At 55.6% G+C, this 14,470-nt stretch carries 12 protein-coding genes; 10 read left to right on the top strand and 2 right to left on the bottom strand.

Features of this window, described 5'->3' with window-relative positions; genetic code table 11:
• Positions 1-928: 928 nt before the first annotated feature.
• The 3 genes from ACLPGZ_RS13590 (at position 929) to ACLPGZ_RS13580 (ending at position 3,230) form a co-directional block, all read left to right on the top strand.
• Positions 929-1,150 (top strand): hypothetical protein, encoded by a 222-nt coding sequence (locus ACLPGZ_RS13590; RefSeq protein WP_155624336.1) that lies wholly within the window; start codon positions 929-931, stop codon positions 1,148-1,150.
• Between the two features lie 295 nt (positions 1,151-1,445).
• Positions 1,446-1,877, top strand: a complete 432-nt coding sequence (locus ACLPGZ_RS13585; protein WP_060185968.1) for a hypothetical protein — start codon at positions 1,446-1,448, stop codon at positions 1,875-1,877.
• A gap of 516 nt (positions 1,878-2,393) precedes the next feature.
• Entirely contained in the window at positions 2,394-3,230 is an 837-nt protein-coding gene (locus ACLPGZ_RS13580) for a dienelactone hydrolase family protein (protein WP_226349696.1), read from the top strand.
• 287 nt (positions 3,231-3,517) lie between these two features.
• Here the strand turns inward: ACLPGZ_RS13580 and recJ are convergent, their stop codons facing one another.
• Together recJ and ACLPGZ_RS13570 are read right to left on the bottom strand one after the other, a co-directional pair.
• Positions 3,518-5,242, bottom strand: a complete 1,725-nt coding sequence (gene recJ / locus ACLPGZ_RS13575) for a single-stranded-DNA-specific exonuclease RecJ (protein ID WP_115635146.1) — start codon at positions 5,240-5,242, stop codon at positions 3,518-3,520.
• A complete protein-coding gene (locus ACLPGZ_RS13570; protein ID WP_137430912.1) occupies positions 5,224-6,171 on the bottom strand; it encodes a hypothetical protein in 948 nt (315 codons plus the stop codon). Before ACLPGZ_RS13570 ends, recJ begins: the two co-directional genes overlap by 19 nt.
• 42 nt (positions 6,172-6,213) lie before the next feature.
• Here ACLPGZ_RS13570 and ACLPGZ_RS13565 point away from each other — a divergent pair, with 42 nt between their 5' ends.
• The 7 genes from ACLPGZ_RS13565 (at position 6,214) to greB (ending at position 14,255) form a co-directional block, all read left to right on the top strand.
• A complete protein-coding gene (locus tag ACLPGZ_RS13565; protein WP_429641520.1) occupies positions 6,214-7,488 on the top strand; it encodes a lipoprotein-releasing ABC transporter permease subunit in 1,275 nt (424 codons plus the stop codon).
• Positions 7,481-8,194 carry an ABC transporter ATP-binding protein gene (locus ACLPGZ_RS13560; protein WP_009457989.1) on the top strand — a complete coding sequence of 238 codons (714 nt, stop codon included), beginning with the start codon at positions 7,481-7,483 and terminating at the stop codon, positions 8,192-8,194. Before ACLPGZ_RS13565 ends, ACLPGZ_RS13560 begins: the two co-directional genes overlap by 8 nt.
• A 74-nt stretch (positions 8,195-8,268) precedes the next feature.
• Complete coding sequence (locus ACLPGZ_RS13555; protein WP_404832935.1) at positions 8,269-9,102, top strand: TatD family hydrolase; 834 nt, start codon at positions 8,269-8,271, stop codon at positions 9,100-9,102.
• A 200-nt stretch (positions 9,103-9,302) separates the two neighbouring features.
• Entirely contained in the window at positions 9,303-11,771 is a 2,469-nt protein-coding gene (locus tag ACLPGZ_RS13550; RefSeq protein ID WP_429641518.1) for a DNA internalization-related competence protein ComEC/Rec2, read from the top strand.
• Positions 11,772-11,892: 121 nt separating this feature from the next.
• Complete coding sequence (locus tag ACLPGZ_RS13545; RefSeq protein ID WP_115635153.1) at positions 11,893-12,789, top strand: alpha/beta fold hydrolase; 897 nt, start codon at positions 11,893-11,895, stop codon at positions 12,787-12,789.
• Positions 12,790-12,795: 6 nt separating this feature from the next.
• The gene (locus ACLPGZ_RS13540; protein ID WP_429641516.1) at positions 12,796-13,644 is read left to right on the top strand and encodes a 3',5'-nucleoside bisphosphate phosphatase; all 849 of its coding nucleotides are present in this window, start codon (positions 12,796-12,798) and stop codon (positions 13,642-13,644) included.
• A gap of 17 nt (positions 13,645-13,661) precedes the next feature.
• A complete protein-coding gene (gene greB, locus ACLPGZ_RS13535; RefSeq protein WP_009457980.1) occupies positions 13,662-14,255 on the top strand; it encodes a transcription elongation factor GreB in 594 nt (197 codons plus the stop codon).
• Positions 14,256-14,470 lie beyond the last annotated feature (215 nt).

Genomic DNA, 14,470 nt, shown 5'->3' with positions numbered 1-14,470 from the left:
AGTGACATAACCTAGGCATGCTGAGCTTGTGTTATGAACTCTTCAACTAAGGTGGAGGCTAGTACATATAGCCTCCACCTACGCGTTTCTACTCAGAGGATTTTTCTTTGCAAGTTTCACGGCAAGGAAAAGGGCTTGAGCATCAGTGGCAATTTGCAATAGGTGATAAGCACTGAGTTTTTGTGTTCATGCTTGATTAACGTGCTGAGATGATTATGTGGTCCGACTATAAAAGATACGGAATGAAATTGAACAGAATTGGATGAAAGTTGATGGTTGTTTTTAGACTTTTCTGTTCGGGTCTGCTTTAGCTGGAATAAACGCAGATACTATTTATGATTGGCGGGCAGAAGCGGGTAGCGCCTTGATGAATGCGGGCTTTAGCAACTTCAAAGCCCTGGATAACCACGGAGGCGACCCGGTGCGGTGGGATATTAATCAGTTAATAAGTGAGCAGCAAACTTTGCGGCCTATCCATGAAGGTTATCTTAAGGATAGATTTTTATTTGGGTTGATGTCCGAATGGCAGACTAATACAAACTCTATATTAGGTGCTGGAAATAATTTTGTTACTTCTGATAAGCAGGGGCAGCCTGGTGGGATTGATGTCTTGGATTATCAGTCTCGTGTTAGATACGGATGTAGGCTTCTAGGTTATTCTGAACAGCAAGGTTGCACACCATGAAGGGCTATCCATACTGGAAAGTTGGTCTGGGGTTTATTTTGTGCCCTGGAATTGCGGGTGTTATTGCAACTTTAGTGGGAACCTATTATCAAATAATAGATCCGAAAATAAGTTGGCTTGGGGTTTTGGGTTTTTTTTTCTGGTTCTTTGCCGGTAATAGTTTTTTTTACTATCGTTATTAATATTCCACCGGCTTTTATTATATCTATGGTTTTGTTGTTTTTTCGTCCTTTTCGATCGTTGATGAGTTTGTTGTTTATTTCTATTTTTGGTGGGTTTCTGGCTTTTTTCTGGGGTCAGTATATATCTCCTGCTAATGATGGGCTTGGTTATTGGGAGGCAATTTCTGAAAATTGGTTAACCACGCCGTTTGCCAGTGCATTTGTACTTGGCGCGATTTCGTCATTGGTGATGGCGTTTTGGGTTTTGCCTAAACGGTCTGAAGTAAGCGACAGAAAACAGTGAAATAGTTGAAATTAACCCGGTCATGAATTGGTGAAAGCCAACGTAAATGGGTTTTATTAAATATTAAGACGATAGATCGATCATTTTCTTAACACCCTGTCCACTTGGAGCGGGTGAGCGAAGAGCATAACGGTGCGAGCAATCATGGTAATCAATAGCGCCATGACAGCCCTTGATGGCTTATGGGTCTTGCCTAAGTACCCTAGAGGCGAATAAGTTGATTCATCTTGGAAGAAGGGCTTAGGTTCGTTTTGCGTATAAGTTTTTGATGTATAGCCAATCAGGGGGGCGAAGCATGAGTCCGTACCCACGCTTGCGGGTATTTTTGGGTTTCTTGTTGTGTCCCATGCTGGCGGGTCTGTTTATTGGGGTGTGGCTGGCGCTCTCGGGGGCCCAGTCCGGGGATCAGGCTTGGGTGGTGCTGGTAGGCAGTATGGCAGGTGGTTTGTTGGCCGCTCTTAATGCACTTGCTTTTTATGGCGCCCCAGCGCTGTTACTGGCCTTGATCTATAGCGTGGTGAAACCTACCAGAACATGGCTTAACGTTTTATTAATTGCGCTTCTAGGAGCATTGACCGCCTTACTGTGGAACATGTTTGTATTTCCAGGCCTGAAGGATTGGGCGAGTGCGTTACTGGGAGGCGGCACCTCATTGTTAATGGCCATATGGGCCTTGCCTAAGCAGGCCCCAAATTCGTACCGGAAAGATAAGGTCCCGGAAAAGTAACGGAGCCTGAATAAATAGGTGATCTAGCCTGTGGGTGTGTTGAGCTTATTTCTTGGACGCCTTAACTAAGCCAAAAGGCAAGAGAGGGTAAGCCCAAAGTTGAACGGCTCAGTTTGATCAGGTGAGTGCCGGGGCTTGTCTGGACACAAAATTCAAGGATTAGCGCTAGGTATTTCGTTACCTAAGGTATGGATTGTGCCTGTTCGAGGCAGTACCGTGCGCCATGTTCTGAGAGCGCCAATAGGCTTAAGGGGTTGTTAACCTCGGTTGAATCGCAGTTCCAATTATGTTGCACTAGGCTTGGAGCCGCATTGTTGTCGTACTGTCTGGCGGCAGCGCTTGGCCTTGTGTTTTGAACGAGATTTTCTGGTAGTGGTGGCGATGAAGAAGAGTAGGCAGAACCTGGTAAATAATCGGATTGGTGCGGGATATATAGTAAGAGACTTCAGCTTTAGGTCTGGTTCGCGGATCAGGAACCTGGTCTCAGCGGCTTTGGCTCTTGTGTTGGGCGGGGCCATGCTGGGAGTAGCGCAGGGGGAACCGGTACAGCCTGAGCAGCTTCGTTTTCCTAGTCTGGATAAGTGGAAGGGCGATCAGGCTTTAACGCTGGACGGATACCTGTTCAAGCCCGCAGGCGCTGCGCCTTTCCCTGCTGTTGTCATGTTTCATGGCTGCGCCGGTGCATTATCCGTCAAGACTGGGCGCATTACCTCGCGATTTACCAATATGGCGCACTTGCTCAACGAGATGGGCTATGCGGTGTTGATTGTGGACAGCTTTAATCCACGTGGCGTGTCACAAATATGCACGACACCTCTTGCGGACCGGGATATTAAGAACAGACACCGGATCAGGGATGCCTATGGGGCCTTGCAGTACTTGAATTCGCGCCCTGACATTGTGACTGACAAGATCGGTGCCATCGGGTTTTCGCACGGGGGTAGCGGTGCGTTGTCGGCAATGGACGCGACAAGCGAAGCGTATAAGCGCTCGGGACAGCAATTTGCAGCGGCGGTGGCCCTATACCCAGGCTGCGGCTGGCAGTCGCGCAAGCGCCCCGAGTTTTCTGCGTATGGCCCTTTGTTGATTTTGGCTGGCGAGAAAGACGACTGGACGCCGGTAGCGCCGTGCAGAGATTTGACGACTCGTAGCCAGCAGCGCAACGAGCCTGTTGAACTGATTGTGTATGAAGGCGCCTATCATGCCTTTGACAGCGAAAATGAAGTCTACGTCCGTAAGAATGTACCTAACGGTGTTAATGGTCAGGCAGGAGTGCATGTGGGAGCCAATCCCGCTGCCCGCGAAGCGGCCTATAAACGCATTCGCGAGTTCTTCCGTGAGCATTTGAGCTAAGCCGTCCAAAAGGTGGGTTCTGACGCTGGGCAGTGCATAGGCGGACCAGAACAGCAGCCCTTTTCGAGCGCTCTTTATTGGTTCAGCTCAAACGAGATATGCCCCAGGCACCCTGGCAGGCTAAGGGTTTTATCCGAATGGGGCGCATCATTGTTGAGGGCAGTGCTGATTCTGCGTAGGTTTGCCTCGTATTCTCCCATCGTGAGTGCGCTACCCCTGTTTGTGTGTGATGAGCGAGGGATAGCGGTCACGGATATGTTATTGGGAAGGGCAGTGCTTGGGTTCGGTCAGCGGGATGGATCGTTGGGGCAGTCCTGGGCAAATTCAATAATGAATTGCACGCTGACGTTTCCATTCCATTCGTTCTGGTCCAAGCGATAAGCGGCTTCGATATGCTCGGACAGCAAGGTATCGCGATTGAACCAAATGGCATCGAAGTATTCGCCGTTACGCTCCAGACTCAATTTCAGATGCTTGTTTTTCAGTAAGCGCTGCTGGCGCACAAAGAATCGGTCATGGAATACTGGTGCTGGAAAACCTGCGCCCCAGACTTGTTTTTGTAGCATGCCGGCCACCGTAATATTGATGTGCTCGGGCTCCAGCGAACCGTCGGTTTCGATGACAGGATCAAACTGGAAGCGGCCTGTCAGTTCCTGCACGGCTTCTTCAAAAGCTTGCACAAACACATCGTAATTATCTTCTTCGATTGTCAGGCCAGCTGCCATGGCGTGGCCACCAAACTTCAGAATCAGGCCGGGGTAGCGTTTGGAGACCAGATCCAGCGCATCGCGCAGGTGGACGTCGGGGATGGAGCGGCCCGAACCTTTGATCTCGCCTTCGTCACCTTGTGCAAACGCCAGGGTAGGACGCCAGTACTTTTCTTTCAAACGCGAGGCGACCAGGCCAACCACGCCCTGGTGCCATTCGGGGTGGAACACGCACACAGTGGCGCTGGTGTCCGGTTCGGCCAGTTCGGCTGCGCGCAGGGCCTCTTCGCGCATGGATTGCTCAATCGAGCGGCGATCCTGGTTCATGTCCTCCAGTTCGCGAGCCAAATTAGCGGCCTCGTCTTCGTCATCCGTGATCAGGCAGCGTATGCCCAAGGCCATATCGGCCAGTCGACCGGCGGCGTTGATGCGTGGCCCCAGGGCAAAACCCAGATCAAAGGCGCTGGCCTGCCGCGGGTCACGGCCAGCAACCTGGAACAGGGCGCGCAGCCCAGCCTGCATCTGGCCCTTGCGCATGCGCTCCAGCCCTTGGGTGACGATCAGGCGGTTATTGGCATCCAGGCTGACTACGTCGGCCACGGTCCCCAGGGCGACCAGATCGGCCAGTTCGTTCAGGCGTGGGCCTGCATTGGCCTCATATACCCCGCGCTGACGCAGCTCGGCACGCAAAGCCAGCATCAGGTAAAAAATAACGCCCACACCGGCCAGGTTCTTGGAGGGGAACTCACAGCCGGGCTGATTGGGGTTCACAATCGCCAGGGCATTGGGCAACTCATCGCCGGGCAGGTGGTGGTCTGTGACCAGAACTTTCATGCCCGCCATATGAGCGGCTTCCACACCATCAATACTGGCAATGCCGTTATCCACGGTAATCAGCAGATCCGGTTTGCCCGAGGGATGTTGCTCAGCCAGTTCGACCACGGCGGGCGACAGGCCATAGCCGGTTTCAAAGCGGTTCGGAACCAGAAAGTCTACGACTGCCCCCATGCTGCGCAGCGCACGCAGGCCGACTGCACAGGCGGTAGCACCGTCACAGTCGTAGTCGGCAATGATCAGCATGCGGTCCCGGCGGGCAATGGCATCGGCCAGCAAGACGGCGGCTTCACGAGCCTGGGTCAGCATATTGGGCGGAATCATGTTGCGCCAGGCCGGATCGATCTGGGCGGCATCGGTTACACCCCGGGAGGCCAGCAGACGGGCCATTAAATCGTGAATCCCGGCCTGTTTCAGGGCGTGGCTGGCGGCTTCTTGAGCGGGACGGTTTTTCAGGATAGGGGTGACCACCACTGACTCCAGTTAGAGGTTTGTTTGAACAGGGACAGGGGCCAGATGCGGCGCGAGGCGGGACCGACGTGAGCATAGCGGTCCAGTCCGGTCAGCACCAGTTCTGGCATGGGCCCTGCGGCCAGGGGGGCGAGCACGGTACGATCCAGCTCGGCCAGTTGTTGCAGCCAAAGCCCCCAGTCTTGACGTATCAGGCTGTCTTGCAAGTCATCAATAATGCGCAGTTCGGCGGGCTCGGGGCCTAATTGCTGACAGGACGCTCCGCCAAACAGCCACAAGCTGTTCACATTGGGCAGACCCGCCTGTTCGCGCTCCTGATTGTCCGGCAGGGAAAAGGCCAGCATTTGAAATTCATTGATAAGACGACGCCAGGGGCGGGTTTGCACATCCTGTGTCCACCAATTATTCAAATTGCTTTGGCTGACCAGTTCTGTGGAGGCCGCTTGCACCGTAAAATCAGCCGGTGGAGTGACACGCCACAAGGCCGGGCTGATGTACTCGAATTGAAAGCCGGTGTCGTCCAGATAAGGGCGAATGGCCTCCAGCAAGGCGCGGCTATAGGACTCAGTCAAGGCCAGTTGCTCGCTGGGTATCAGCATGGCGCCCTCGCGAGAGGGGGCAATGTGCACCAGCTCTGCCAGCCAGACAGCTTCTTCAGGTGTCACCGAGTGGATTTGTTTCAACTGGCGTAGCCGCAAAGGGGCCAGACCTGCGCTAAGATGCTGGGCTTGGTGCGCCGTAAAGCCGTGGGCGTGCAAAAGCCAGGCTTGTGCTGGCGTGCACAGGTCCTCGGACGGGTCGCGTACCGACAGCGTGCCTTTGCCCTGAGTCAGTAACTGAACCAGTGAAGGGGCCGTCTGGGGCAAGTGTTTGATGAGTTCGCGCGCGATGGCCGGTTCCGGCAGCGCACCGTTGATTACGATCTGCATGACAGCGATTGTAGTGTTTTCTTTGAGGCGATAGCAGCTCGCATGGGATACGAATTTTGGATTGGAGCGCGGTATGCCGGCCTGGCCAAGGGCCGCAAACGGCGTGGGGGACGAAAAGACCGTTTCGTCTCCTTTATTGCGGGCAGCTCGATGGCGGGGATTGCCCTGGGGGTAGCCGCGCTGATTGTCGTGCTGTCTGTCATGAACGGCTTTCAGACCCAGGTGCGTGATCGCATGCTGTCGGTCTTGCCGCATATTGAACTGATTGTGCGCAATGCCGATCATCAGCAAGTCTTGAATGAGTGGAAATCGCTGGCTCAAAAAGCCCAGACCAATCCGGCGGTGGTGGGCTCGGCCCCCTATGTGGCCGGTCAGGGCATGTTGGTGCGCAGTAATCAATTGATGGGCGTGCAGGTACGTGGCATTGAGCCTGATCAGGAAAGCAAGGTGTCCGAGCTGGCCCAGCAAATGGTCATGGGCCGACTGGAAAATCTGCAGCCAGGCACTTTCGGGATTGTGCTGGGCGAGCAGTTGGCCAATCAATTGCGTGTCAGCACGGGCGATACGATTATGCTGATGGCCCCGCAAGGCTCGATCTCGCCAGCCGGCTTTTCGCCACGCATGCGCCAGTTCACGGTAACCGGCGTGTTTTCCTCCGGCTATTACGAATACGATGCCAGCCTGGCTTTTGTGAACGTGGATGATGCTTCCAAGATTTTCCGCGACAGTGGCAATAGTGGTGTGCGTCTGCGTATTAAAGATATGCAGCAGGCCCCCATGGTGGCTCAGGAGTTGGCCAGCAAAATGCCGCGCAACGTGCTGGTGTCGGACTGGACAGCCAATAACCGTACCTGGTTTGCCGCTGTGCAAACCGAAAAACGCATGATGTTTCTGATTCTGGCCTTGATTGTGGCCGTGGCGGCTTTCAACCTGCTGTCTTCCTTGGTGATGGCCGTGAAAGACAAGCAGTCGGATATTGCGATTCTGCGCACTATTGGCGCCACCCCCCGCGAGATTGCCCGTATTTTCCTGGTGCAAGGTGCTTTGATTGGCGTTGTGGGTACCTTGCTGGGCGTCGGTTTGGGTACCTTGATTGCCTACAATATCGACGTGATCGTGCCCTTTATTGAAAATCTGATGGGTCGTAAATTCCTGCCTCAGCAGATTTACTTCATCAGCGAATTGCCTTCCAATCCGCAGGTCTATGACATTGTGCTGATTGCTATCGTCTCGCTGGTTTTGTCCTTCCTGGCCACGCTGTACCCAAGCTGGCGTGCTTCCAAGCTTCAACCTGCACAGGTGCTGCGTCATGACTGATCTTATCGCTCCAACCGTGCTGCGCGCGCGCGATGTCAGCGTCCACTACGAGGAAGGTGGCAACAGCATTCAAGTGCTTTCCGGGGTGAATCTGGAAGTGTGTCGTGGCGAGATGGTGGCTATTATCGGCGCTTCCGGCTCGGGTAAAAGTACCTTGCTGCACGCTTTGGGCCTGCTGGATAAGCCTGATACAGGCAGCATCGAGGTTAACGGCACCCAGACAGAGAGTCTGAATGAAAGCGAACGCAGTCAGCTGCGCAACAAGGTGCTGGGCTTTGTGTACCAGTTCCACCATTTGCTGCCTGAGTTTGATGCGCTGGACAATGTGGCCATGCCCTTGATCGTGCGTCGCATGAAGCGTCCAGAGGCGCGCGAGCAGGCTCAGCAGGTTCTGGAACAAGTGGGTTTGTCCCAGCGCGTGCATCACTATCCGGGTCAGTTGTCTGGGGGCGAGCGTCAGCGAGTGGCCTTGGCGCGTGCTTTGGTCACACGACCTGCCTGCGTGCTGGCGGACGAGCCTACGGGTAATCTGGACCGCTATACCGCTGAAGGCATGTTTGAACTGTTAAGCCGGGTCAATGAAGAGTTCGGCACGGCTTTTGTCATCGTGACCCATGACCAGGCCCTGGCCTCCCTGGCCCATCGTCAGCTGGTCATGGACAAGGGCTATCTGACCCAGGAAATCAGGTCCGAGCGCCGGGTCTAATACCTGGCAGGGGCGTGGGGCTGTCATACCGCGTCCTTCCCTTTGAGGGGCTGAGGTTTGTGGGGAGTCTCGTTATGCTTATTGATACGCATTGTCATCTGGATGCTCCCGAATTTGCTCAAGACCGAGAGCAGGTGATTGAGCGTGCCCGCGTGGCGGGTGTACGTTCGATTGTGGTGCCGTCCGTAGGTGTATTTGACTTTCAAGCTGCCCGTGAGACCGCGATGGCAGCACCCGGGGGCGTGTATGCGCTAGGGATTCACCCCCTGTTTACTCCTGAAGCGGGGGCAGCAGATCTGGAAGCCCTGGAGCAGGAAATCCAGCTGCGTCTGGACGACCCGCGTTTTGTCGCCTTGGGTGAAATCGGTCTGGATTACTTTGTGCCAGAGCTGAAAACCGAAGAGGCTAGTCGTCATCAGGAATGGCTGTATGAAGCTCAATTGGCCATGGCGCAACGCTATGGCTTGCCTGTACTCCTGCATGTGCGTCGCTCTCAAGACCGGGTGCTGAAATATCTGCGGCAATTTCCGGGAGTAGGCGGAATCGCCCATGCTTTTAACGGTAGTGAGCAGCAGGCGCAGATGTTCGTACGCCAAGGCTGTGCGCTGGGTTTTGGTGGGGCCATGACCTTTGGCCGAGCCAAGCAGATTCGCCGTCTGGCGCAGGATATGAGTCTTGATGATATTGTGCTGGAAACCGATGCGCCGGATTTGGCGCCGTCCTGGTTGGTGGAGCCGGGGACTCCCTTGGCATCGGTTCGCAATGAGCCGGCTGAGGTGAAAGGAGTCGCGGAGAGTCTTGCAGAGCTGCGGGGGACGGGCGTGGCTGATGTCATTCGCCAGACCGGGGCCACGGCACGACGAGTTTTGCCAAGGCTGGATGCGTTTTTGTCTAGCCAGGGGTATTAGGCTGGGGGCAGGCTTTTTGATGTTGCCAGAACTGCTTTTTCCCTGGGCTTTCACTCCTGGTTTATCTGTCAGATAAGAGGCGCGTTTTGCCTATCGGTACAAGCCGATATGAGCAAAGTGTTCTTGTGTCGACCCTTTGAGGCACGCCTGAACTCTACGCTATAGATTTGCGTGGAGATCACGATGGCAGGGCAGAGCCCATGACAGGGCGTGCGTGTTTAGCCGCTTTTGTGGCCGCAGCCACATTCACCCATTTCCTGAAGCCTTCGTATCTGGCCTTGCCTGTTTGGCCGTGGCTGGGTGCTGTGGTTGTGAGCATCTTGCTGGCGCAGCGTTTTTCTTTTGCTTATGTTCTGGTCTTTGCCTGCTTGGGAGCCAGCTACAGCATTTGGCATATACAGGGCCGGCTGGCTCAATCCGTCCCGGTCACTGACATCAATAAAGTCAGTCGGGTAGAGCTGGAAATCCAGTCCTTGATACAGGCCGGGCCGAATTACAGACAGTTTCAGGCACGCGTCCTGAACTCCCAGCCGCCCGGTTTGCCCGAGCAGATTCTGGTTCGCTGGAATGCGGCTCAAGGCCATCGCTCCTTGTACCGTGAGCCGTCTGTACAAAGCTTCCCCGAGCTGATGCCCGGTCAGCGCTGGCGCATGTCTTTATTGATGCGTCCACCTCAAGGAGCCCGTAACCCTCATGGCTTTGACGCAGAACGTCATGCCATGACTCAAGGCTGGCGGGCTGTGGGCAGTGTGCGGGGTCAGCCACAACGATTGGACTTTGATCCGGCGCAGTCCTGGTTCACATGGACGGAGCGTCTACGCCATCATTTGCGCAACGTCCTGATGCCCTACGTACAAGAACAACGCTGGGGCGGGGTGATGCTGGCTTTGTCTTTGGGAGATCAGGCCAGTATCGCGGCACCGGATTGGCTGATCTTTAACCGCAGTGGCCTGACGCACTTGGTGTCGATAAGCGGCACGCACGTTACGTTCCTGGCCGTGTTGTTGGCTGCCTTAGTGTCCTGGTGTTGGCGACGTGTTCGTTGGGGGCGCTGGGTATTGGCCGAACAAGTTCCTGCTCAGGTTGCTGCGACCTGGGTAGGTATTGCCGGGGCGGGTGCTTACTGCGTCATCGCAGGCTGGGGTGTTCCTGCCCAGCGTACTTTTTTGATGTTGCTGGTGCTGGGTGTCTGCCGTCTTTGGGGCTTGCACCTGGGAGCCAGCCGGACTTTGCTGATTGCAGCTCTGTTTGTGGTTTTGCATGATCCATGGGCGGGGCTGACCACCGGCTTTTATCTGTCTTTCGCCGCTGTTTCGGTCTTGTTCGCGTTTGGCGCTTTGATGGGGCAGGTGCCGCAGCCAGGCTCCTGGTGGCAGCGCTGGGGGCGGCGGATCTGGTTTGCGACTCAGTTGCAGGTGCTGATTACCTTGGCCTTGTTGCCCGCTCTGGCCCCCTTGTTCCATGAAATATCCTTGGCTTCCTTGCCCGCGAATGCGTATGCCATCACCTTGATCGGCTCAGTTGTGACGCCGCTGGTGCTGCTCTTGTTGATTTTGGCGGCGCTACAGGCTCCGTCAAGTTGGTGCGAGTCTGTCGCTAATCTTGCTCATGCTGTATTGGATTTCACCATGCAGCCTACGATCTGGCTGGCGGAGCGTAGCCTTGCCAGTGTGCCAGTGCCTGCCCAGCACTGGGCTTGGACAGTTCTGGCTTTGCTGGGGGTGCTGCTATTACTTTTGCCCAAAGGCTTTGTGTCCCGCTTGAGCGGCCTGTCTCTGCTGGTGCCCGCCTTGGCTTTGCGACCTTCTTTATTGCAGGAAGGGGACTGGGACTTGTTTGCCCTGGATATAGGCCAGGGTAGTGCGGTGGTGCTGCGTACTCGCAGTCAGGTGTTGCTGTTTGACGTGGGAAACCGCTACGGCCCTGATTCCGATGAAGGCAAACGCAGCATTGCGCCCTGGTTGAAAGCCAAGGGAATAGGGCGGATCGATACCTTGGTGTTGTCTCATGCCGATATGGACCATGTGGGCGGGACGCGCAGCGTATTGCAGGCGGTACCGGTTAGCCGCTCCTATAGCAGCTTTGATCTGGACGCGCATCTGAATCGGGAGGAGCGTTTGCTGGCTGTGCCTGCTGGCTCCACTGTTCGCCCGGAGCAGGCCCTGCGCTGTGAGCAGGATGTGCACTGGGAGGTAGACGGCGTACGTTTCCGGTTCTGGTGGCCCCCTGCGGATGAAGCCAGATTCAAGGCCGCCTATGGTAGCGAGGAAGATAAGAATGCCATCAGCTGTGTGCTGGAAATTCGAGGTGCCCGACACAGCGCCTTGCTTTTGGGCGATGCCGGTGTGGCGCAGGAGCAAGCCATTGTGGCGGCGGGCTTGGGGCCTGTTGATGTCGTTGTAGTCGGGCATCACGGTTCCCGGACCTCCTCGGGGGCGCATTTTGTGAAACACATGCAAGCGGGGTTGGCGATTGCTCAATTAGGATGGTGGAATCGCTTTGGGCATCCACATGCGCAGGTGCAAACGCGTTGGGAACGCTCCGGCGCTTTATTCCTGCGTACCGATCATTGGGGCGCTTTGACTGTGGAGTCGCGTCCTTCGGCCCTGTATTACTTTGGCGAGCGTGATCGTCACGCCCGCTACTGGCAGTCCCCACCACCGCCCTGACGGCAGGACAGAAACGGCATAGTAAAGCCCTCGGGCTGGGCTACAATAGTCCTTTATCTGTCAAATTCTGGTCTGAGCGTTCATGACAACTGATCTTCAGGAGCCGCGCCTTAATTGGGTTATGTGTGCCAGTGCCTCCGGTACGCACCGCATGGCGTACTGGGAGTGGGGCGATCCCGGTAACGATCAGGTCTTGATGTGCGTGCATGGTTTGACACGTACTGGCCGGGATTTTGATCAATTGGCTCAGCGCCTGTCCGAACGTTACCGTGTGGTAGCCCCCGATGTTGTGGGACGTGGCCGCTCTGATTGGCTGATTGATCCAGCCGCTTACGCCATTCCTCAATACGTTGCCGACATGTTGGTATTGATTGCCCGATTGCAGCCGGCACGGCTGGATTGGGTGGGCACATCCATGGGCGGTTTGATTGCCTTGGGTTTGCAAGGCGCGCAAGCCATGTCAGCCTTGCTGCGTCCGGCTCGCCCCGGACCAGGTCTGGGTGTCGAGCCCTTGCAACTGCCTTTGGGTCGAGTCGTTCTGAACGATGTAGGCCCGGCGCTGGATATGACAGGGCTGCAACGCATCAGTGAATACGTTGGGCAGTCCGTGCTGTTTGATACCTTCGAGCAGGCGGTGGAGTATGTACGTTCCGTCTCGGCTTCCTTCGGAGAGCATTCCGCTGAAGAATGGGCCGATATGTCCCGCCACGTCTTTGTGGAACATGAAGGTAAATGGCGTCGCCATTACGATTTGCGCTTGTCGCAAGCCTTTGCTCAGCAAGCGGATGTGGACTTGCAAGCGGCACAGGCCTTGTTGTGGGGCGCCTATGAGGGTTTGCCGGATAAGGTGCTGATCGTGCGCGGTCAAGAGTCCGATCTCTTGAAGCCAGAAGCGGCCCAGGAAATGTTGCAACGCAATCCCAATTCGCAACTGGTGACTATTCCCAATGTGGGACATGCGCCCATGCTGCGCAATGCCGAGCAAATCGACCACATCGACTACTTTCTAGCTGGATAGCCCCTTATGAGTGTTCAGGCCCGCTTGCCCGTTGATTTGCATTGCCATTCCATCTATTCAGATGGTGTGCTCAGCCCCGCGGAACTCGCCGCGCGTGCGCATGCTAACGGTGTGAAACTGTGGGCCCTGACGGATCATGACGAAATTGGTGGCTTGAAACTGGCCCGGCACTATGCCGAGGATCTGGGCATACGCTTCGTGGACGGCGTAGAAATTTCCGTCACTTGGGCGAACAAGACTATCCACATTGTTGGCCTGGGCGTGGACCCGGACCATCCTGCCTTGCAAAAGGCACTGCATGATGTGCGTGCTGGCCGCGAGCAGCGCGCCCGTCAAATGGGTGACCGCTTGGAAAAACTGGGCTTTCCCAATGCCTATGAAGGTGCAGTCCCATTTGCGGCCAATCCGGAACTGATCAGCCGCACGCACTTTGCGCGGTTTCTGGTACAGCAAGGTTACTGCGTTGATATGAATGAGGCCTTTCGCCGCTACTTGGCGGATGGCAAGCCTGCTGCCGTGGAAACCGTCTGGGCCAGCCTGGAAGAAGCGGTGGGCTGGATACGTGAATCGGGCGGCAAGGCCATTATTGCCCACCCCGGACGTTACGAATTGGACGGCACCCGCAGCCATGCTTTGTATACCCAGTTTCTGGAATTGGGTGGTGTGGGGATTGAAGTGCTGACGGGCAGTCACACTCCGCAGGAATACAGCGTGTATACCCAGGTAGCACGCAGCTATGGTTTTGAAGTGTCCTGTGGTTCGGATTTTCATGGTCCCAGCGAAGGGCGTGTTGATTTAGGCGGTTTGCCGCCTTTGCCCTCGGGATTGAAACCCGTTTGGCAGGAGTGGCTCTAGCAGGAGCCTTGAAAACGATGAATAAAGCCTTTGTGAAAGAGTCCGATCAGGACGATGACGACGATCTGGACGCCCCGGCCAGTGCGCTACCCAGTGGGACCAAGAATTACATGACGGTCCTGGGGTATCGCCGTTTGCGTGGCGAACTGAGCCATTTGATGAACAAGGAGCGTCCCGAGGTGGTGCAGATCGTCTCCTGGGCGGCATCCAATGGTGATCGCTCCGAGAACGGCGATTATCTGTACGGTAAAAAACGCCTGCGGGAAATCGACCGCCGTATCCGCTTCCTGACCAAGCGTCTGGAAATTGCTGAAGTGGTCGATCCCGGCTTGCAGCCCAATCCCGATCAGGTGTTCTTTGGTGCAACCGTTGTTTATAGCGACAGCCAGGGTGAAGAGTTCACCATCACCATTGTGGGCGTGGACGAGGCTGAGCCTTTGCAGGGCCGTATCAGCTGGATTTCGCCGGTGGCCCGGGCCCTGATCAAGGCGCGTGAAGGCGACACCGTGGTGCTGCGCACCCCCGCCGGCAAGGAAGAGCTGGATATTCTGGAAGTGTCCTATCCTGAACCCGCACCAGCTCCTGATCTGGATGGAGACAGCCCGATTTGAACGCCGTACCGGGTCCGTATTGGAGATTACGGGGCGCCAATCGCTCCGGCCCCTCAAGACGTCTTGTCGAGCTTGCCGGGTTTGCTGTGTCTCCAGCCCCGCTTGTTGCGGCCCCGTTGTTTGAACTGAATTTTCCCTTTTTGTGCACGCCATTTACCGATGTGACCTCTTGTGTCGCTTCCGGTTAAAATGGCGTGTTTTCTATTTCTCCCACC

Origin of the sequence: Alcaligenes sp. Me129, assembly GCF_050487245.1 — a bacterium.
GTDB lineage: Bacteria > Pseudomonadota > Gammaproteobacteria > Burkholderiales > Burkholderiaceae_B > Alcaligenes > Alcaligenes phenolicus.
The sequence above is the reverse complement of the archived record's forward strand: the minus strand, read 5'-3'. Positions and strand labels throughout refer to the sequence as shown.

Coding starts and splice junctions, on each gene's coding strand:
- ACLPGZ_RS13590 (WP_155624336.1), top strand. CDS start 929: ATGAGTTTGTTGTTTATTTCTATTTTTGGTGGGTTTCTGGCTTTTTTC.
- ACLPGZ_RS13585 (WP_060185968.1), top strand. CDS start 1,446: ATGAGTCCGTACCCACGCTTGCGGGTATTTTTGGGTTTCTTGTTGTGT.
- ACLPGZ_RS13580 (WP_226349696.1), top strand. CDS start 2,394: ATGCTGGGAGTAGCGCAGGGGGAACCGGTACAGCCTGAGCAGCTTCGT.
- ACLPGZ_RS13570 (WP_137430912.1), bottom strand. CDS start 6,171: ATGCAGATCGTAATCAACGGTGCGCTGCCGGAACCGGCCATCGCGCGC.
- ACLPGZ_RS13565 (WP_429641520.1), top strand. CDS start 6,214: ATGGGATACGAATTTTGGATTGGAGCGCGGTATGCCGGCCTGGCCAAG.
- ACLPGZ_RS13560 (WP_009457989.1), top strand. CDS start 7,481: ATGACTGATCTTATCGCTCCAACCGTGCTGCGCGCGCGCGATGTCAGC.
- ACLPGZ_RS13555 (WP_404832935.1), top strand. CDS start 8,269: ATGCTTATTGATACGCATTGTCATCTGGATGCTCCCGAATTTGCTCAA.
- ACLPGZ_RS13550 (WP_429641518.1), top strand. CDS start 9,303: ATGACAGGGCGTGCGTGTTTAGCCGCTTTTGTGGCCGCAGCCACATTC.
- ACLPGZ_RS13545 (WP_115635153.1), top strand. CDS start 11,893: ATGTGTGCCAGTGCCTCCGGTACGCACCGCATGGCGTACTGGGAGTGG.
- ACLPGZ_RS13540 (WP_429641516.1), top strand. CDS start 12,796: ATGAGTGTTCAGGCCCGCTTGCCCGTTGATTTGCATTGCCATTCCATC.
- greB (WP_009457980.1), top strand. CDS start 13,662: ATGAATAAAGCCTTTGTGAAAGAGTCCGATCAGGACGATGACGACGAT.